At 58.9% G+C, this 18,731-nt stretch carries 13 protein-coding genes and 1 pseudogene; 8 read left to right on the plus strand and 6 right to left on the minus strand.

The features are described 5' to 3' along the window. The first annotated feature begins 125 nt into the window (after positions 1-125). Together AO065_RS02215 and AO065_RS02220 are read left to right on the plus strand one after the other, a co-directional pair. A complete protein-coding gene (locus AO065_RS02215) occupies positions 126-2,711 on the plus strand; it encodes a bifunctional diguanylate cyclase/phosphodiesterase (RefSeq protein WP_004882123.1) in 2,586 nt (861 codons plus the stop codon). A gap of 120 nt (positions 2,712-2,831) precedes the next feature. After that, a complete protein-coding gene (locus tag AO065_RS02220) occupies positions 2,832-3,272 on the plus strand; it encodes a CBS domain-containing protein (RefSeq protein ID WP_004882122.1) in 441 nt (146 codons plus the stop codon). Between the two features lie 273 nt (positions 3,273-3,545). On the opposite strand, the gene AO065_RS02225 is transcribed toward AO065_RS02220, so the two are convergent. Next, positions 3,546-4,094, minus strand: coding sequence for a DUF4174 domain-containing protein (locus AO065_RS02225; RefSeq protein WP_004882120.1), 549 nt, complete (start codon positions 4,092-4,094; stop codon positions 3,546-3,548). 122 nt (positions 4,095-4,216) lie between these two features. Further along, on the minus strand, positions 4,217-5,419 hold the full coding sequence (locus AO065_RS02230; RefSeq protein ID WP_004882118.1) for an aspartate aminotransferase family protein: 1,203 nt from the start codon (positions 5,417-5,419) through the stop codon (positions 4,217-4,219). A gap of 103 nt (positions 5,420-5,522) precedes the next feature. Here AO065_RS02230 and AO065_RS02235 point away from each other — a divergent pair, with 103 nt between their 5' ends. After that, positions 5,523-6,428, plus strand: coding sequence for a LysR family transcriptional regulator (locus tag AO065_RS02235; RefSeq protein WP_004882117.1), 906 nt, complete (start codon positions 5,523-5,525; stop codon positions 6,426-6,428). Between the two features lie 65 nt (positions 6,429-6,493). Here AO065_RS02235 and AO065_RS27685 read toward each other — a convergent pair whose 3' ends face one another. From AO065_RS27685 to AO065_RS02245, 3 genes and pseudogenes are all read right to left on the minus strand, one after another. Beyond that, positions 6,494-7,366 carry a methyl-accepting chemotaxis protein gene (locus AO065_RS27685; RefSeq protein ID WP_412778577.1) on the minus strand — a complete coding sequence of 291 codons (873 nt, stop codon included), beginning with the start codon at positions 7,364-7,366 and terminating at the stop codon, positions 6,494-6,496. A 30-nt stretch (positions 7,367-7,396) separates the two neighbouring features. Beyond that, a pseudogene (locus tag AO065_RS27690) lies at positions 7,397-8,398 on the minus strand (methyl-accepting chemotaxis protein); the annotation flags it as partial. A gap of 322 nt (positions 8,399-8,720) precedes the next feature. Then, positions 8,721-12,203 carry an indolepyruvate ferredoxin oxidoreductase family protein gene (locus tag AO065_RS02245; protein ID WP_004882114.1) on the minus strand — a complete coding sequence of 1,161 codons (3,483 nt, stop codon included), beginning with the start codon at positions 12,201-12,203 and terminating at the stop codon, positions 8,721-8,723. Positions 12,204-12,388: 185 nt separating this feature from the next. Here AO065_RS02245 and AO065_RS02250 point away from each other — a divergent pair, with 185 nt between their 5' ends. From AO065_RS02250 to AO065_RS02260, 3 genes are all read left to right on the plus strand, one after another. Next, a complete protein-coding gene (locus tag AO065_RS02250; protein ID WP_004882112.1) occupies positions 12,389-12,856 on the plus strand; it encodes an Lrp/AsnC family transcriptional regulator in 468 nt (155 codons plus the stop codon). Between the two features lie 485 nt (positions 12,857-13,341). Next, on the plus strand, positions 13,342-13,884 hold the full coding sequence (locus AO065_RS02255; protein ID WP_032650933.1) for a DUF4880 domain-containing protein: 543 nt from the start codon (positions 13,342-13,344) through the stop codon (positions 13,882-13,884). A gap of 88 nt (positions 13,885-13,972) precedes the next feature. Then, positions 13,973-15,109: a M14 family metallopeptidase gene (locus tag AO065_RS02260; protein ID WP_032650931.1), complete on the plus strand. Its 1,137-nt coding sequence runs from the start codon at positions 13,973-13,975 to the stop codon at positions 15,107-15,109. 353 nt (positions 15,110-15,462) lie between these two features. Here the strand turns inward: AO065_RS02260 and AO065_RS02270 are convergent, their stop codons facing one another. Next, positions 15,463-16,686, minus strand: coding sequence for an MFS transporter (locus AO065_RS02270; protein ID WP_004882104.1), 1,224 nt, complete (start codon positions 16,684-16,686; stop codon positions 15,463-15,465). A gap of 106 nt (positions 16,687-16,792) precedes the next feature. On the opposite strand from AO065_RS02270, the gene AO065_RS02275 reads away from it, so the two are divergent. Then, positions 16,793-17,338 (plus strand): TetR/AcrR family transcriptional regulator, encoded by a 546-nt coding sequence (locus AO065_RS02275; RefSeq protein WP_004882102.1) that lies wholly within the window; start codon positions 16,793-16,795, stop codon positions 17,336-17,338. 77 nt (positions 17,339-17,415) lie between these two features. Next, positions 17,416-18,720 (plus strand): leucine-rich repeat-containing protein kinase family protein, encoded by a 1,305-nt coding sequence (locus tag AO065_RS02280; protein ID WP_004882100.1) that lies wholly within the window; start codon positions 17,416-17,418, stop codon positions 18,718-18,720. Positions 18,721-18,731 lie beyond the last annotated feature (11 nt).

The following is an 18,731-nucleotide window of genomic DNA, read 5'->3' on the forward strand; positions in this document are numbered from 1 at the left end:
GCCGCCGCCGATAGCCCGACATGACTTCTGACCGTGGATAGGACATCCGAGTGGGTGCAACATCCGCAGGTGTGACGCTTCCCGGATTGCGACGTGTCGACGCTATTGACCATGGAATAGCAGCAATGAAATCCCTCGACTCGCTTGATCCACTGCCACGCGCCATTCCTGGCAACACGTTTCTGGCACGTCGCACCCTCATGACCATGGCCGGTCTGCTGGGCGCGCTGTCATCGGTGATGATCGTCTCGCTGTTCTATATCACCTATCAGCTCAATCACAGCGCTGCGTTGCAAAGTCAGCGTCTGGTCGAGAACATCTGGCAATCCCGGGAAAAGGCGCTGGTTGCGACCTTCAAGGACAACGCCTACTGGGGGGACGCCTACAAGCACCTGCACATCCAGGTCGACACGGACTGGGCATACACACGCAATAACCTCGGTGCTTCGCTGTATACGGACTTCGGGTTCGACGGCGTTTTTGTCGTTAATGGCCAGAATCACACCACCTATGCCGTGGACAAGGGTGAACTGGTCACGCTGCAACTGACCGACTGGCTGAACAGCGGTCAGGATCAACTTGTCACTCAGGCCCGTGAACGCGCCAGCGAAGATGAGGTGTTCACCCAGATGCGCCAGGTGGACCATGGTCCGGTGTTGTTGATCGCAGCGCCCTTGACCACCGGCGGCGATGACCAGGTGCAACAGACCGATACCGTCCAGTCGATTCTGGTATTGGCCTACAGACTCACCCCCGAAAAATTGCAGGCCCTGGGCTTGCTCTATGGTCTCGACGGACTGCGCGAAGCGACCGACGCGCAGGATGCGAAACGCTTTCCGTCACTGGAAATTGCCCCGGGACTGCTGTTGCGCTGGGATCCGGAACAGCCGGGCATGAAGCTGGTTGGAGGTCTGCTGCCGATTCTGATCATCTTTCTGATTACCCTGGCGTTCATTGCCAGGCGTGTTACCCGAAAGACCATGAGAACCGCCGAACTGATGGACCGGCAGTTTGACCTCATTACCCAGAGTCGAGCGGCACTGCTCAGCAGTGAGGAGCGTTTTCGCAACGTGGCCGAAAGCGCATCGGACTGGGTCTGGGAAACGGACGCCGAGCTTCGCATCACCTACCTTTCAGAGCGTTTCACCCGCGTCACCGGGCATGCATCGCACCCCTGGACAGGACGCTACCTGACGCAGTTGCTGTCGTGCGAAACCCAATCACTGGCCGACTGGATTCGTCTTGAGCGCCCCAAGGACGAGCGCGCGGTCCTGCGCTGTACGCATCACTCATTACAGGGCGCCGTGCGCACCAGCAACATTGCCGTCAGGCCGATCGTGCTAGATGGGCAGGTCAAGGGCTATCTGGGTATTGCCTCGGACATCACCCATGAGGTGGAAGCCCAGTCGCGACTGTTTCACCTGTCCCAGCATGATGCATTGACCGGCCTGCCCAATCGCACCCAGATGCAGGCCTTCCTGAATCGTACCTTCGAACAGCGCACCGATCCGGGTTCGACGGTGACCATGCTGAACCTGGACCTGGACAGCTTCAAACCCATCAACGATGTGTTCGGGCACAGTGTGGGCGACAGTGTGCTGCGTGAGGTTGCCGAACGGCTGTCGCGATGCCTGCCTCCTTGTGGATTGCTGGCCCGGCAAGGCGGCGATGAGTTCCTGATGGTGGCGACCAGTCTTGCCACCATGGAAGAGGTTGAACAACTGTGCGAGCGATTGATACGCCACATCCGCCGCCCCTTCACGATCAACAATCAGGAAGTGTTCATAGGTCTAAGCATCGGCATTGCCCTGTGCCCCCTGCACACCCATGAAAGTCAGGACCTGATCCGGTTTTCCGACCTGGCCCTGTACCAGGCAAAAAAGGAAGGTCGCAATACCTGGCGCTTTTACGAACAGATCATGAGCACGCGTATCACTGAGCTGCGCGAGATGGAAAAAAGCCTGCGAGTGGCGATCAGGAACGACGAGTTCACGCTGCGCTATCAGCCTCGCCACGACGTCCTCAGTGGCAGAATCTGCGGCGCCGAAGCGCTGATTCGCTGGGAGCATCCAACACTGGGACTGTGCATGCCGGACCAGTTCATCGGACTGGCCGAAGAGAACGGCCTGATCCTGTCATTGAGCGACTGGGTGTTGCATCGGGCGTGCAGCGATGCAGTGGCCTGGGACAGCGACCTGCGTGTATCGGTAAACATTTCTGCTGTCGAGTTTCGCACGCCAGGGCTTGTGGAGCGGGTGCGCCAGGTATTGGCCACGACCGGTCTGTCCAGCCATCGCCTGGAGCTGGAGGTGACCGAACGGGTAATGATTCACGACGCTCAGGCCGCCCTGAAGCTGATCAACGAGCTCAAGACCCTGGGTGTCAGGCTGTCGATGGACGACTTCGGCACGGGTTATTCGTCGCTGAGTTATTTGAAAATGTTTCCCTTCGACACGTTGAAAATCGATCGCAGCTTCATCAGCGAGATCGGCGCCAATACCCAGAGTCTGTCCATCGTTCAGGCCATCATTCAACTAGGCCGTAGCCTGTCGATGACCATCACTGCCGAGGGCGTCGAGACTGCTCGCCAACTTGACTGCCTGCAATCACTGGGCTGCGACGAGGCCCAGGGCTATTACCTGAACAGGCCCATGCCGCTGACAGCGTTTCTGGACGCCGTTCAGGCTCAGACCTGTCAGTGGGAAAGCTGACTGTCGGGTTCTCGCCGGTTTGAGGTCGCTTTGCCACTTGCCGGAACGCACTGACTGCACGATTCTGTAGAAGACAGCACTGTGCCCAGACACAGGGTCACACTCACACCGGAGAGCGCCATGAAGACCGTCGCCCAGTTGTTGAAATTGAAAGCCGAACACAACCAGCAAGTGCATACCATCGGACCGGATCATATGGTGCTCGATGCGCTCAGGCTGATGGCCGAGAAGAACATCGGTGCCTTGCCGGTGGTCGAAAATGGCGTGGTGGTGGGCGTCATGAGCGAGCGTGACTACGCCCGCAAGATGATTCTGAAAGGCCGCTCGTCCGTGGGCACGCCGGTCAGCGCGATCATGAGCAGCAAGGTGATCACCGTCGACTCGCAACAGACCGTCGAGGCGTGCATGGGAATCATGACCGACAGCCACCTGCGCCACCTGCCGGTCGTGGAGAACGGCGAGCTGTTGGGCCTGCTGTCGATCGGTGACCTCGTGAAGGAAGCCATCAATGAACAGGCCAGCCTGATTCAGCAGCTCGAGCAGTACATACGCGGCGAGTAGGTACAGGGGTTGAATGCTGTGAGAGATACAGCGGTATCTACCATCAGACACAACGTAACCGACTGAAAAAAGCGATTTTGTGGAAGGCCCCACGACGACTTCGACATAGCGCTGTCCCGCATCCAACCCGGACCGTGGGAGGCGGCTTGCCGGCGATGAACGATGACGTGATTTGCTGACATACCGCGTCGACTGCATCGCCGGCAAGCCGCCTCCCACGGTCCGATATTTACTGCGAGACCGTGCAGCGCTGAAGAGGCTACGAAGACTCAATCAGTCGTCCAGCGTTTTACCGCCCGGTGCAGCCTTGCCGGGTTTTCCGGCTTTTTCGGCAGGTGCAGGCTTGGGTTCCGGTTCAGGCGGCGGCGCGCTGGCTTCTCGTTCGCGCATCGGCATCTGGTCGATGGTGGCGAAAATCTCCTTGGGATCGACAGCCCCTTCCTTCTCTATTTTCTTCTCCCCGTCCTTGCCCACCAGGATGACCTTGGTTTTCGCGCCAGCACCCAGTTTAAGTTCGCGGATCAGGGCCATGGTCGACTGTGCGTCCAGGGTCTTGCCGTTGCGCTCGCCAATGGTGTTGACCACCGTGAACAACACCATGTTGCGTTGCGCGAACGCTTCGCGGTTGGCAGGCTCGTCAAGCGCCTTTTTGATGCTGACCAGCGTCGGATCGACCGTGCTGGGGGCGATGATGATCAGCGGGCGTGTCTTGCCACGCTCCTGCGCCAGCGGGCCGTCACTGTCGGCGGCCAGGGCGGGGCCGGCCAGTACAAGCCCTGCGGCGGCGAGCAGAGTGGCGGAGGTCAGGGACCGGATTGACATGGTGGGCTCCTTTTGAATCCATGGGGTAGCCATTGCATAGACACACGCAATGCCCCGCTGTTCTACCGCATATCAGGCGTCACGGTATAGTCCAGCATAGCCATTGCACTCAAACCTTCATATCAAGCCAGGCGTTGCTGCTGCAAGGAAGTGGCGCTATCCAGCGTCGCGACGATCCCCTCCACAATCAGCTCCACCTCGGCAGCATCCAGCACCAGCGGTGGTAAAAGACGAATGACCTTGCCCCGGGTGACGTTGATCAACAGGCCATGATCCTGCGCGGCCAGCCGCGTCAGCTCGGGAATGGCCTGAAGCAATTCGATACCTATCATCAGCCCCCTGCCCCGGACCTCCAGCACCTGAGTATGGCCCTTCAACCTGGCCTGCAGCCGCTCCAGCAAAAGCTGCCCCTGCTGCCGGGCGTTTTCCACCAGACCCTGCTGCTCGATGATGTCGATGACCGTACACCCGGCCCGACAGGCCAGCGGATTACCGCCAAACGTACTGCCATGACTGCCCGGCGTGAACAGTTGGGCCGCCTTGCCCCGCGCCAGGCATGCACCGATGGGAATGCCGTTGCCAAGCCCTTTGGCCAGGGTCATGACGTCCGGCACAAAGCCTTCGTGCTGAAACGCGAACCACTTGCCGGTACGGCCCATGCCGGTCTGGATTTCGTCGAGCATCAGCAGCCAGTTACGCTGCGTGCAGCGTTCATGCAGGGCTTTGAGATAACCTTGAGGCGCGACCCGAGCACCGCCCTCTCCCTGTATCGGCTCGACCAGCACGGCACTGATCCGATGACCGTACTGATCACAGACCTTGTTGAAGGCTGCCAGATCACCGAATGGCACCTTGACGAAATCCCCTGGCAACACGCCATACCCCGAGCGCACCGCAGGCCCGTCGCTGGCGCACAGCGTGCCCAGGGTACGGCCGTGGAATGCGTTTTCCATGACCACCACCAATGGCTGCTCGATGTATTTATGCCAGCCGTGCAAGCGTGCCAGCTTGAGCGCTGTTTCATTAGCTTCGGCACCGGAATTGTTGAAAAACACCCGATCCAGCCCGGACAGCGCAGTCAGTTTCTGTGCCAGACGGAGCTGCCAGTCAATGCTGTAGAGATTGGAGGTGTGCAGCAACAACCCGGCCTGATCACGGATCGCCTCGACCAGCAGCGGGTGCGAGTGGCCGACATTGGTCACCGCCACGCCCGCCACCGCATCCAGATACTCACGACCCGCCTGATCCCACAGGCGAGTGCCAAGGCCATGGCTGAAACTCAGGGCGAGAGGTTGGTATGTGGTCATCAGGCAGGCCGTGGTCATGAGGTGAAGCTCCATAGGTGTGCGAAGTGTTTTTCAGTATCGTTAACCACCTGCGCTGGATAAACCGCGAATCACTTCAATCATTTTAAAGCTGAGATTGATAATGGACCTGTTTCAGGCGATGACCGTGTACGTAAAAGTAGTCGAAACCGGCAGCCTGACGGGTGCCGCCCAAGCGTGTTCGATTTCCACCACCATGGTGGGCAATCACCTGCGCTCGCTGGAACAGCGTCTGGGCGTCAGTCTGCTGACCCGCACGACGCGCCGTCAGCGCCTGACCGAGTTCGGTACGCAATACTACGAACGCTGTCTGGAAGTGCTGGGGCTGGTGGCTGCCTCCGAACGAATTGCCGAACAGACCCAGGGCGAACCCGCAGGCACCCTGCGCGTCACGGCCCCCATGACCTTCGGCTCGGAGGTGCTGGCTCCGGCAATGGCCGAATTCTCCAGACGCTTTCCAAAAGTCAGGCTCGATCTGGTTCTGAGCGATCAGCGGCTGGACCTGATCGACAATGGGTTCGACATTGCCATTCGGCTCGGCGCCCTTCCCGACGCTTCGCCGCTGATTGCCAGACCCTTGCAGGATTACACCCTGACCATCTGCGCCTCACCCGACTATCTGGCTCGCCACGGCACGCCAACCCGGCCTGAGGATTTGCGTGCACACAACTGTCTGGCGTTCGCCTATCAGGCAGGTGATGGATGGCGTGACACAGGCAAACGCTGGCGCATGACCGGCGCAGAAGGTGAAGTGCTGGTGGACGTGCAGGGTTCCATGCTGATCAATACCTCGTCAGGCTTATGCAACGCTGCCCGCGTGGGGATGGGTGTGGTGATGCTGTCGGACGCGCTGGTGCAACGCGATCTGGATGAAGGCCGTCTGCTGGCGCTGTTGCCGGATTATCAGCTACCCAGACGCCCCATGAATCTGTTGTATGTGCAGGACCGTTATCGACTGCCAAAGCTGCGCAGCTTCGTCGACTTCGCGATGGAGATGTGGGGCCGTTGATCCGGCGCGCCGTATTGCCCACGCGCCGGAATCGTCAGGCATCGCCTTACGGAGATGCCTTGAAATCAGACCTTGAAACGACTTACCAGACCTTGCAGGTGCACACCAAGGCGCGCCAGTTCGATGCTTGATGAAGCCGTCTCTTCGCTGGCGGATGCGGTCTGCTCGGAAATATCCCGCACTTTCAGCACGCTGCGATTGATCTCCTCAGCCACCACGCTCTGTTGTTCGGCAGCTGCGGCGATCTGGTGATTCATGGTCTCGATGGTCGAGATCGACGACGTAATGCTGTTAATGGATCGCCCGGCGTCGCGGGTGAGTTCCACGCTGTTTTCGGTCAACGCCCGGCTGCTCTCCAGAATGGTCGCTACCTGTGCCGTTCGGCTGTGCAGACCACCGATGAGCGAGGCGATTTCCTCTGTAGAGGTCTGGGTGCGTTGCGCAAGGCTGCGCACCTCGTCGGCAACCACCGCGAAGCCTCGACCGGCTTCACCGGCGCGAGCCGCTTCAATAGCCGCATTGAGCGCCAGCAGATTGGTCTGCTCGGCAACCGCCTTGATCACGTCCAGAACGCCGCCAATCTTGTTACTTTCGCTTTTCAGCTCGTCCATGGCGGACTTGGAGTGTTCAACTTCGCTGGCCAGACTTTCGATCTGAGTGATCGCCCTGGCAACGACGCTATCGCCTTCACGCGCTTCTTTCGATGCATTGACTGCGGCATGCGAGGCCTGCTCGGCATTTCTGGCCACGTCCTGCACGGTCGTGGACATCTCATGCATCGCCGTCGCGACCTGATCGGTTTCGGTTTTCTGGCTGTTAACCCCGGCACTGGTCTGCTCGGTAACGGCAGATAACTGCTCCGCCGCGCTGGCGATCTGGGTGACGCCATCGCGCAGGCCGCCAATCAGTTCACGCAGGTTGCCTGTCATGCGTTGCATGGTGCCTTGGAGCAGACCCAGTTCGTCCTTGCGGGTGATGACGCGGCTGTCAGTGAGGTCGCCATCTGCCACACGTTCGGCCAGCTTCAGCGTTTCCATCAACGGGCCGACGATCAGTCGGGTGATGACCCAGGCCGCAAGGATACTGACCGCCAGTGCCGACACCAGCCAGAGAATCAGCAGGGATTTGGCCTGATTCATATCCTCCATTCTCAGGGTGACCTGATTTTTGGAAAGCTGGTCGGCGGAGGCGAGCAGGATCTCGATGTTTTTGGAAACACCGGCCTGAGCTTCATCGATTCTGGCCTGCGCGCTGACGAATTGACCAATCGCGCTCTGATAAGCAGTCAAGGCATCCTGAAGATGTTTAACGGTATCGGCCTGACCGCTGAATCCGCTCAACGTTTTCATGAAGTCGATGGCTGTTTTGATGGACGCTTCAGCGACCAGTTTGCTGTCAGCCTTGAGCGAAAAAGTGTACCCGCGTACATCGAAGCGCATTTTTTGAAAGACCATCAATGCCTGAGCGGATGTTTCCCGCAACTGCGCACTGCCCTCACTGGAGTTTGCGACGTTTTGCAGTTTCTGCAGGTCTTCCGCTGCCGCATCCGCGTGCCGACCGAACACTTGTCGTGTGGCTTCCCGCGCTTCGGTGGCTTGCATCAGGTTGTCATAATGAATCCGATAATCTTTCATGGCAGCCTGCGACGCATTGATCAGCGGCACATTGATTTCGGAGGTGAACACCGTGGCCGCATAGCGCACATGGTTATCGAGATTCTCGTACGCTTTGAGCCAGTTGCTGGCGCGCTCGGCATCATAGTTGATCGTGAACGACAGGCGCGCGATGCGCATGTCGCGTGTCAGGGTGCTCAGCTTGCCGATGTCGGCGGTGCGTTCGCTACGCTCGCTCAGCGAGACAATGCCCGACCAGCCTGTAAAGGCGATAAGTACAGTCAGCAAAATAACCAGTGTGAAGCCCAGAACAAGTTTGGACCGGACACTGATATTGCCCAGAAGAGTAGTCAGCATATAAAGCTCTTGATAAGTTTTTGAGTGTGATGTATTTGGCGACTCCCTGCCGGTGCAACCTGCATCAAGTTTTCGGCATCACAACTTCAAACTTTAAACTTAGAGCAAATATTCTTTTTATTTTAAACGTTGGCGACCATCTGTGAAAAATTAAATTCAAATATATTAATCAGCTCAATAGTATTTGATAACGACACCCAACAAAAACCACTCAAAAGCATATGCCCAGATAGAATTAACACGCCTTTGAATACAAAGAATGGATTGCGCATCCGCCGTGAATGCGCAATCCGTCAGTTATAAATAACCAGACAGGCTCTGTTTACGCCGCCACCTCATACAACTTCGGCGCAGCCACTTCTCCGTTTTCAAGAATGCGACGCAGCACATTCGCCTGCAACGCAGCAGCCTTCATTGCACTCTCCTTGACGTAGCCATAGCCGCGGATACGCTCAGGCAGGCGTGCCAGACTCAACGCAGTGTGACGATTGCCAGCCTGCAAGTGCTGCAGAATCAGCTCGACATCGCTGACGTAGCGCTCGATCAGCTCGCGCTCCTGACGACGCTCAAGGCTGCGGCCAAACGGATCGAGCGCGGTGCCACGCAGAAACTTGAATTTCGCCAGCACATCGAATGCCCGCAACATCCAGGGACCGAAGCTGCGTTTGCGCGGCTGCCCGGTGTGCGGGTCACGCTTGGCAAGCCATGACGGCGCCAGATGAAATTCAAGGCGGTAATCCCCTTCGAACTGCGCTTCCAGTTGCCGCGTGAAATCACCGTTGCTGTACAGGCGCGCCACCTCATATTCGTCCTTGTAAGCCAGCAGCTTGAAGTAGTTGAACGCAACGGCCTCGGTCAGCGTGGGCTGCTGACCGGGGAAGACCCTTGCTTCGGCATCCTGCACACGCTGTACGAGTTTGAGGTAGCGATCGGCATAGGCTTGGTTCTGGTACTCGGACAACGTGGCCAGATTGCTCTGGATGCGCTGTTCCAGCGTCAGTTGTGGCGGCTCGACGGGCTGCTGTTTCGGATTGACGAATGCTTCCACCGCAACCGGATCGTGGGCGGTGCGACGTCCCCACAGGAACGCCTGCTGGTTGAGACTGACTGAAACGCCGTTAAGCTCGATGGCCTTCTCGATGGCCTTCGACGTCAGCGGGATCAAGCCCAATTGATAGGCATAACCGAGCATGAACAGGTTGCTGGCGATACTGTCGCCCATCAACCGGGTCGCCAGCGAGGTGGCTTCGACGAAATGGGTCTTGTCCGCGCCCACCGCATCGATGATGGTCTGCTTCATGGCCTCGACCGGGAACACGGCATCCGGGTTGCGGGTGAACTCTGCAGTCGGCGTCTGCTGGCTGTTGACCACCGCATGGGAAATCGCGCTGTCCAGCTTGGCAATCGCATCCGGCCCGGCTGCCACCAACAGGTCGCAACCCAATAGCAGATGCGCCTCGCCAGCGGCAATCCGCACGGCAAAGAGATCCTGCTGGCGCGCTGCGATGCGGATATGGCTGACCACTGGACCAAATTTCTGCGCCAGTCCGGCCTGATCCAGCACGCTGCAGCCTTTGCCTTCCAGATTGGCGGCGTAACCGAGCATTGCGCCCACGGTGGTCACACCGGTGCCACCGACGCCAGGCAGCAAAATATTGAATGGCCGCTCCAGTGAAGGCAGCGTCGGCTCCGGCAAGGTGGCGAACGCTTCGACCTGTTTGGGCAGGACCGGCTTGCGCAATTTGCCGCCGTGAACAGTGACGAAACTCGGGCAGAAGCCTTCGACGCAGCTGAAATCCTTGTTGCAGGCGTTCTGGTCGATTTCACGCTTGCGGCCCTGCGCAGTCTCCTTCGGCAGCACAGACAGACAGCCGGATTTCACGCCACAGTCACCGCAACCCTCGCACACCGCCGGGTTGATCAACGCGCGTTTTTCCAGATCAGGCATCGTGCCGCGCTTACGGCGACGGCGCTTCTCGGTGGCGCAGGTCTGGTCGTAGATGATCACCGACACGCCTTTGAACTCGCGAAGCTCGCGCTGCACGCTGTCCAGATCGCGTCGGTGATGGAACGTGGTGATCGGCGCGAAGCCTTCCCTGTTCGGGTATTTGTCCGGTTCGTCAGACACCAGGGCGATGCGCTGCACGCCTTCGTTGAACACCTGACGGCTCAGTTGATCGACGCGCAATACGCCATCGATAGGCTGCCCGCCGGTCATGGCCACGGCATCGTTGTAGAGAATCTTGTAGGTAATGTTGACCTTGGACGCGACAGCCGCCCGAAGCGCGAGATGGCCCGAGTGGAAATAGGTGCCATCACCCAGGTTCTGAAACACGTGCGGGGTATCGGTAAACGGTGCCTGACCGATCCAGGTCACGCCCTCGCCGCCCATCTGGGTGAAGGTATCGGTCGCACGGTCCATCCAGATCGTCATGTAATGGCAGCCGATACCCGCCAGTGCACGGCTGCCTTCCGGTACTCGGGTAGAGGTGTTGTGCGGGCAGCCGGAACAGAAGTGCGGTGTGCGCTGGGTAGTGAACAGCGGCGCCTGCAGGGCTTTTTCCTTCTCGCTGAGAAACTGCAGGCGCGCGTCGATCTGCGCGCTGCTGTAGAACGGAGCAAGCCGTTTGGCGATGACCCGGGCGATCATCGCCGGAGTCAGTTCACTCAGGTTCGGCAACAGTGAGCGGCCCTGCTCGTCGAACTCGCCAACCACCACCGGGCGACGGTCTACCGGCCAGTTGTACAGCTGGCCGGTCAACTGGTCTTCGATGACGCTGCGCTTTTCTTCGACCACCAGAATCTCGTCCAGACCCTGGGCGAAGTCATGCACCGATACCGGCTCCAGCGGCCAGCTCATTCCGACTTTGAGCACGCGAATGCCGACCTGATCGCAGAGTTGCTCATCGATGCCCAGCTCTTCGAGCGCTTGGCGCACATCCAGATAGGATTTGCCTGTGGTCACGATACCCAGACGCGGCTGGGCAGAATCGATGACCACCTTGTTCAGTTCATTGGCACGAGCAAACGCCCTGGCGGCGTAGATCTTGTAAGTGTTGAGGCGCGCTTCCTGGGCCAGCGGTGGATCCGGCCAGCGAATGTGCAGGCCGCCTTCGGGCAGCTCAAAATCTTCGGGAATGCGGGTCTGCATGCGCAACGGATCGACTTCGACGACCGCAGAAGAGTCGACGTTTTCTGCGATGGTCTTCATCGCCACCCAGCAACCGCTGTAGCGCGAAAGCTCCCAGCCAATGATGCCGTAGTCGAGGATTTCCTGAACGTTGCTGGGATTGAGCACCGGAATCATCGAGGCGATGAAGGCGTGTTCGCTCTGGTGCGCAATGGTCGACGACTTGCAGCCGTGATCATCGCCCGCGAGGATCAGCACCCCGCCGTTGGCCGCAACGCCAGCCGAGTTGCCGTGCTTGAAGACGTCACCGCAACGATCGACACCCGGTCCCTTGCCGTACCAGAGTGCGAACACCCCGTCGTACTTGCCCTGAGGAAACAGATTGACCTGCTGGCTGCCCCATACGGCAGTGGCTGCGAGTTCTTCGTTGATGCCCGGCTGGAAATGAATGGCGTTCTGCTGGAGATAATCCTTCGCATCCCACAGGCTTTTGTCCAGATTGCCCAGCGGCGAGCCGCGATAGCCGGAAATGAAACCCGCCGTATTGAGCCCGCGCGCTTCGTCACGCTGCTTCTGCAGCATCGGCAGCCGGGTCAGCGCCTGTGTTCCGGTGAGGTACAGGTTGCCGGTGGCGAGCCGGTATTTATCGTCCAGACGAATATCAGCCAGGGTCATGCGATTACCTCTCTTGTTTTTATTCAGGCTTTCTTATGAGTAAGGTCCATCTCGCCGGTAAGGTCCAGCCGGCGGCCTTGTCATTAGACTGCCTGTAGAAAAGAGGCTTTTTCTTTCTAAATTGGCAGATATCTGCTGATATTGAGCATGCCCTTTTCGAAAAAAACAAAAAACAAGGTCAATTCATGCAGCTTAAATTGAGCCCTATCGATCGCAAGATTCTCCGCCTGTTGCAACATGACGCCGATCTGTCGGCGGCAGAGATTGCCGAGCGTGTCGAGCTGTCGCAGTCACCCTGCTGGCGACGCATACACAGACTTCAGGAGGAAGGCGTGATCGAGCGCACCGTTGCTTTGCTCAGCGCGCAAAAGCTGGGGCTGAGCATGACAGTGTTTGTCGAGGTCAAGCTTTCAGGCCACGGCAGGCGGTATCTGGCCGAGTTCGAAGAAGCGATCATCGGCCACCCGGAGGTGCTGGAGTGCTACACCATGGCGGGCGGCATGGACTTCATGCTTAAGGTCGTGGCACAGGACATTGCGAGCTACGAGCGCTTTCTGCGCGACCATCTGCTGCAACTGCCGCACGTGCACGAAGCACACTCCAACATCGCCATGAGCACGGTCAAGCGCACGACAGAACTGCCGCTGGACTGAGGACGAGGAAGAGACAGTGAGGAAAAGACGCAATCCATCGACGAGCGCCAATGGATTGTTTCTTTCTATGAGGATGCCAAAACATTTGACTGGCAAATGATAATGATTATTATTGCATCAGCTGGTCGCGAGACTGGCTGGATAACCTGGAAGTCTTAGGTCGGCTTGCAGATTATCTCCTCATCAGGCTAATCACGGTTTTTGACCCGGCTTTTTTGCCGGGTCTTTTTTTGGTTTTTTCGCTGCTTCAGGCTAATGAAGTCTGGGGTGTTGCACGGTGTTTCAGAATGGCGCTGATGATATCAGTGCAACGCTGCATGAGGTCAGTTTTTTACGCCGACAATGACTGAAACCTTCAGATAAATCGCAATTGCAGCGCCTTTTCACTTGAGAACGATTCTCGCATTCACTAGGCTGAATGTGTCATGGATGAAACCTATAGGTTCAAGGAAGAATTTCTATGGAAGATCAGCGAGCGATACATCATGAGTAGTCAGCTCTCGCCCTTGTTGCCCCTGCCCGCCACGGTGCCGGACCTGGCTCCGTCAGCGCGTACGATCGAAACCTGCCACACCCTCGGCAGACTGTCGCGCCGTACCCGGCAGATTTTCCTGCTCAGCCGCCTCGACGGTTTGCCCTACGCAGAGATTGCCCGCTTCCTAGATGTCGATGTCGCCAAGGTAGAGCGCGCCATGGTTCGCGTGCTCAGGCAGGCCCATGGCTGCGCCTCCGATTCCGCCCTCGATGGTCAGACCATTCAGGAACAGGCAAGCCGCTGGTACGTGCATCTGCAAAGCCCAAGCGCGACTGCCAGCGAGCGGATCGAATTTCGGCACTGGCTCGACGCGGACTCCAGCCACTTGGCGGCGTTTCAGAGCTGTGAGCGCATCTGGCGCGAACTTCAGGCCCCGGCTTCATTGCTGGGAATCGGCGGCTGGCACCGGCGCAAACGGCGCGTGTATCTCGCCTGGTGCCTGCTGACCACGTTGCTGTGCAGCCTGATGGTCACGGCCGAGGTACTTTCCTGACGCTGAATGACCGTTTCAGAGAAGTCCGTGACGAGCCGATCGGTGTAAAGTGGCTGCCTTGAACGCACAACATATGCAGGCACGCACCTTGACCCTCATCATCGACGCAGACTTCGACAGCGGCAACATTCAAGTTCTGGATGCCAGCAACCCGGCTCGCATCAAACTGGCCATCCGACCTGACACGCAAAGTGGCCATTTTCAGTGGTTCCACTTCAAGGTCGAAGGCATGGAGGTCGGCGCACCCCACACCTTCAGCCTGACCAACGCCAGCGAATCGACGTTCAACAGCGCGTGGACCGGTTATCACGCTGTCGCGTCCTATGATCACGAAGAATGGTTCCGGGTGCCGTCCGGGTTCGATGGCAAGGCACTCGATTTCAGCCTGTCGCCGAGCCAGCCGCAGGTCTGGTTCGCGTATTTCGAACCCTACAGCCGCGAGCGTCATGAAAGGCTGATCGAGCAGGCTCAGGAACAGGCCGGGATGCAGCTGCTGGAGACCGGAAAGAGCGTCGAGGGCCGCGATATTCAGTTGCTGCGCAAAGGCGACGGTGCGCAAGGCAAACGCAACATCTGGATCATCGCCCAGCAGCATCCCGGTGAGCACATGGCCGAATGGTTCATGGAGGGCGTTATCGAGCGTCTTCAGCAGGACGACGATGCGGCCATGCAGCAGCTACTGGCCAGTGCAGACCTGTATCTGGTGCCAAACGTGAACCCCGACGGCGCGTTCCACGGTCATCTGCGCACCAATGCCAAAGGCAAGGACCTGAACCGTGCTTGGCAGGACAGCACCGAGGAACTCAGCCCTGAGGTGTTTTTCGTCAAACAGCAGATGGAACACTACGGCGTCGACCTGTTCCTGGACGTGCATGGTGACGAAGAAATCCCTTACGTTTTCACTGCAGCCTGCGAAGGCAATCCGGGCTACACCGCCAAACAACAGCAATTGGAAGAGCAATTCCGTCGTCGCCTGGGTGAGATCACGGTCGATTTCCAGAGTGTGTACGGCTACCCGCGCAGCGCTCCAGGCCAGGCCAACATGAACCTGGCCTGCAACAGCATTGGCGAACGTTACAAATGCCTGGCCCTGACGCTGGAGATGCCGTTCAAGGACAACGACAACGCCCCTGATCCGATCACCGGCTGGTCAGGCAAACGCTCGGCGCAGTTGGGCAAGGACGTGCTGAGCGTGCTGACGGAAATGGTTCAGGATCTGCGCTGACGGTAATAGATGTCGTCCGGGAAACCGAATCGCCGACAAGCCGCCTATTATCGAACAACGCGTAATAGGCTGAATGGACACGCCTCTTATCAAACAACCTGTAATCCACTGAAGAAACGCGATTTTGTGGGAGCGGACTTGTCCGCGAAGAGGTGGTACAGCCGATGAAGGATCAGCGACTGAAATGCAGCATTCGCGGACAAGTCCGCCCCCACAGTCCGGTATTTGCCGCGCGACAGCGCTACGTCGAAGACGCAGTGGCGCATCCCGCGGTCCGGTGTCTGCGCGACGTCGAGGACATGATGAGGCCTCCCGAAGAGGATGGCGTTTGCCCGGCAGATTCGGGTCAGCAATCACGCGACACGTTCATCCCGCGCCGTGCCTGCGCCCGCAGCACGGTGCACCAGCAATCCGGCCAGCGCCATCAATGCCAGCACGATAACGATCCCACCATAGACGTTACTGGTCATTACCAGACCAAACGAACGCGCAGCAAAACCGGCTGCCAGCGCTGGCATGCAGAACGCCAGATAGCTAAGCACCAGAAAGGCCGACATCAGACCCGCTCGCTCATGTGCGTGCGCCGTCGGCATGAGCATGCGCAACGCGCCGAGAAAACTCGATCCAAAGCCAATTCCTGCGATCATCGCCCCACAAAAGAACAGCCAGAGCACGCCTGAGTTGACGGCCAGCAGAATCACCGCGACTCCGACGATCATGAAACTTGCCCCGACCCAGAGCCCCAGCTCTGGAGCACGCTGGCGCAGGATCATAATGGCCAGCGCACCACTCAGCGTCAGTGCCGCAACTGCAAGTCCGCCATCCAGCGGCGAAGTCGAACCTGTGGCAGCGGCCAGCAAGGACGGACTCAATGACAGAAAAAATCCTCCCAGTGCCCAGGCGGCTATGTCCACCGGAAGCACCAGCCACAGCATGCGTCTGGCCTGCACAGGCACGTGCAGCGAAGGTTTCAGGGACTGCCATGCGCCCGGTTGCGGACTGACCGTCTCGGGCACTCGCTTCAGGTAAAGCGCCTGCGCCAGAAAGGCCGCCAACAGCAGGCAGTAAGCCAGCAACAAAGGATGCGGCGCGAACTGCACCAGCAGCGCTGTACCCAATGCACCGACCGCCATACCCAACATCGGGGAAATGCTGTTGATCAGCGGTCCACGGACCTGATCACTGTCCAGCAACGCTGCGCCCAGCGCACTGGCAGCCAGCCCGGTAGCGAAACCTTGAAGCAGCCGCGCGATCACCAGCCAGGTCACATCCGTGGCGGCGATGAAGCACAGCATGGAGGCTGCCTGGATCAGCAAGGCACCGAGAATGACCGGGCGACGTCCCAGATAATCGGAGAGTGATCCGCCCATCAACAGCGCTGCGAGCAGGCTGAATGCATAGACCGCGAAAATCAGCGTGAGCATCCCGGAAGAAAAACCCCACGCTTCCTGATACAAGTGATACAGCGGCGTAGGCGTGCTGGATGCGGCAAAGAAACACAGGGTCGTGAAGGCCAGAAAGACCAGATGGCTTTGCCCCCGGCTATCGGGCTGCGGGTTCTGCAAAGATAGGGACATGGGTACACTCTCCACTGATGCAACCTTTTAAAGCCATTAATTAGCTTTTGCGGAGTGTGCTGTCTGATGCCGCTTAAAGCAAATACTTTGTGTTAAGGTCCGCCGTATGGCTATCAAAGAAGCAGTACGCACCGGAGGCCGCAGCGCCCGTGTGCAGGAATCCATTCACCGTGCCGTTCGCGATCTGTTGCTGGAACAGGACCGCTCGACGCTCAGCGTGCCTCTGATCGCGACTCGCGCAGGCGTCACACCGTCGACCATCTACCGGCGCTGGGGCGACCTGACCAATCTGCTGGCCGACGCTGCCATTGCGCGGCTGCGCCCGGATGAGCCCATCGATCACGGCGAACTGCGCCTTGATCTGTTGAGCTGGAGCGAGATGTACCTGGACGAAATGTCCTCGGCGCCAGGGCGCGAGATGATGCGTGACGTGGCGGCCAGTGCCTCGAACTGTGGCGGCAAATGCGCATCAATCGTTCGCGAGCAGTTGCAGACCATCATTGATCGCGCCGCGAGTCGAAACGAGCCGTCGCCATCGGCCGACGAATTGATCGACGCCATCGTCGCCCCCATGATCTACCGGATTCTCTATTCCGAATCCCCGCCGAGCCTCGCCACCGTGCATCAGTGGGTAGAGCGCTGCCTGCCATGAAGGGTGATATCTGCGGCGACCTGCAAAAACTGCCGTTATGATGCGCGCTTGTCCGACTGAAGACCGAACCCACACCTATGCATACCCTCGCAGACCTGCGCGCCGGCAAGCTGGCCGGCATACGGCGTCTTGACCTGTCCTGCGGACTGACCGAATTCCCGCAGGAAATTTTCGACCTGGCGGATACGCTGGAAGTCCTCAATCTCAGTGGCAATTCGCTGAGCGATCTGCCGGACGACCTGCATCGCCTGACTCGGCTGCACGTGCTGTTCGGGTCCGACAACGCCTTTACCCATCTGCCTGAGTGCATCGGGCGGTGCGAGCAACTGCGCATCGTCGGCTTCAAGGCCAATCGTATTCGGCAGGTTAGCGCGTCGGCGCTACCGCCACGTCTGCGCTGGCTGATTCTGACCGATAACTTCATCGAGTCGTTGCCGGACGAACTGGGTCGCCGACCCGATCTGCAAAAGCTGATGCTGGCCGGTAACCGGTTACAGAGCCTGCCGCCGACACTGGCCGACTGTCACAGGCTGGAGCTGATCCGTATTGCCGCAAACCGGCTGACCGAACTGCCTGACTGGCTGCTGCAACTGCCCGCCCTCGCCTGGCTGGCGTTTGCAGACAACCCGTTGTGCCCGGAGCATGAGGCGCTGCCGGTGCGGCAGATCCCATGGCGGCACTTGAGCCTGGGGCAGCGTCTGGGTGAAGGAGCATCAGGCGTCATTCAGCAGGCCGAATGGCAGGACGACGGGCAGGCGCAGACGGTAGCGGTCAAGTTGTACAAAGGCGATGTAACCAGCGATGGCTCGCCACTCAATGAAATGGCCGCCTGCATTGCCGGGGGCCGACATGCGCACCTGATCGAGGTGCTGGGGCAGATCGCGGAGCACCCCGAACAGCAACGTGGGCTGGTGATGGAGCTGATAGCGCCCGACTTCCGCAACCTCGCTGGCCCACCCAGCCTGGACTCCTGCAGTCGCGATATCTACGACGCCAATACCCGGTTCTCGCTGCCGGAACTGCTGCGTCTGGCCACAGGCATCGCATCGGTCACCGCTCACCTGCACGCGTGCGGCATCAGCCATGGCGACCTGTATGGGCACAATATTCTGGTGCAGGAAAACGGCAATTGTCTGCTGGGAGACTTCGGTGCGGCCTCTTTTCATCCGTCCGAGTCTGCGGGACAGGCGCTGCAGCGTCTGGAAACGCGGGCATTCGGCATCCTGCTGGGGGAGCTGCTGGAGCGTTGCGAGCCGTCAGCCGAAGACGCGCAGATCCGTGAAGGACTTGAGCAGCTTCACAAAAGCTGTGCCCAGCCTGACTGTAAACGCAGGCCGCTGCTTGAGGAAGTGTTGATGAAGTTGCAAGCATGGAGCGCCTGAGGCGCTCCAGA

It is taken from the genome of Pseudomonas viridiflava (assembly GCF_001642795.1).
Classification (GTDB): Bacteria; Pseudomonadota; Gammaproteobacteria; order Pseudomonadales; family Pseudomonadaceae; genus Aquipseudomonas; species Aquipseudomonas viridiflava.

Coding starts and splice junctions, on each gene's coding strand:
- AO065_RS02235 (WP_004882117.1), top strand. CDS start 5,523: ATGGACCTGTTTCAGGCGATGACCGTGTACGTAAAAGTAGTCGAAACC.
- AO065_RS02245 (WP_004882114.1), bottom strand. CDS start 12,203: ATGACCCTGGCTGATATTCGTCTGGACGATAAATACCGGCTCGCCACC.
- AO065_RS02230 (WP_004882118.1), bottom strand. CDS start 5,419: ATGACCACGGCCTGCCTGATGACCACATACCAACCTCTCGCCCTGAGT.
- AO065_RS02220 (WP_004882122.1), top strand. CDS start 2,832: ATGAAGACCGTCGCCCAGTTGTTGAAATTGAAAGCCGAACACAACCAG.
- AO065_RS02250 (WP_004882112.1), top strand. CDS start 12,389: ATGCAGCTTAAATTGAGCCCTATCGATCGCAAGATTCTCCGCCTGTTG.
- AO065_RS02255 (WP_032650933.1), top strand. CDS start 13,342: ATGAGTAGTCAGCTCTCGCCCTTGTTGCCCCTGCCCGCCACGGTGCCG.
- AO065_RS27685 (WP_412778577.1), bottom strand. CDS start 7,366: ATGCAACGCATGACAGGCAACCTGCGTGAACTGATTGGCGGCCTGCGC.
- AO065_RS02275 (WP_004882102.1), top strand. CDS start 16,793: ATGGCTATCAAAGAAGCAGTACGCACCGGAGGCCGCAGCGCCCGTGTG.
- AO065_RS02215 (WP_004882123.1), top strand. CDS start 126: ATGAAATCCCTCGACTCGCTTGATCCACTGCCACGCGCCATTCCTGGC.
- AO065_RS02225 (WP_004882120.1), bottom strand. CDS start 4,094: ATGTCAATCCGGTCCCTGACCTCCGCCACTCTGCTCGCCGCCGCAGGG.
- AO065_RS02280 (WP_004882100.1), top strand. CDS start 17,416: ATGCATACCCTCGCAGACCTGCGCGCCGGCAAGCTGGCCGGCATACGG.
- AO065_RS02270 (WP_004882104.1), bottom strand. CDS start 16,686: ATGTCCCTATCTTTGCAGAACCCGCAGCCCGATAGCCGGGGGCAAAGC.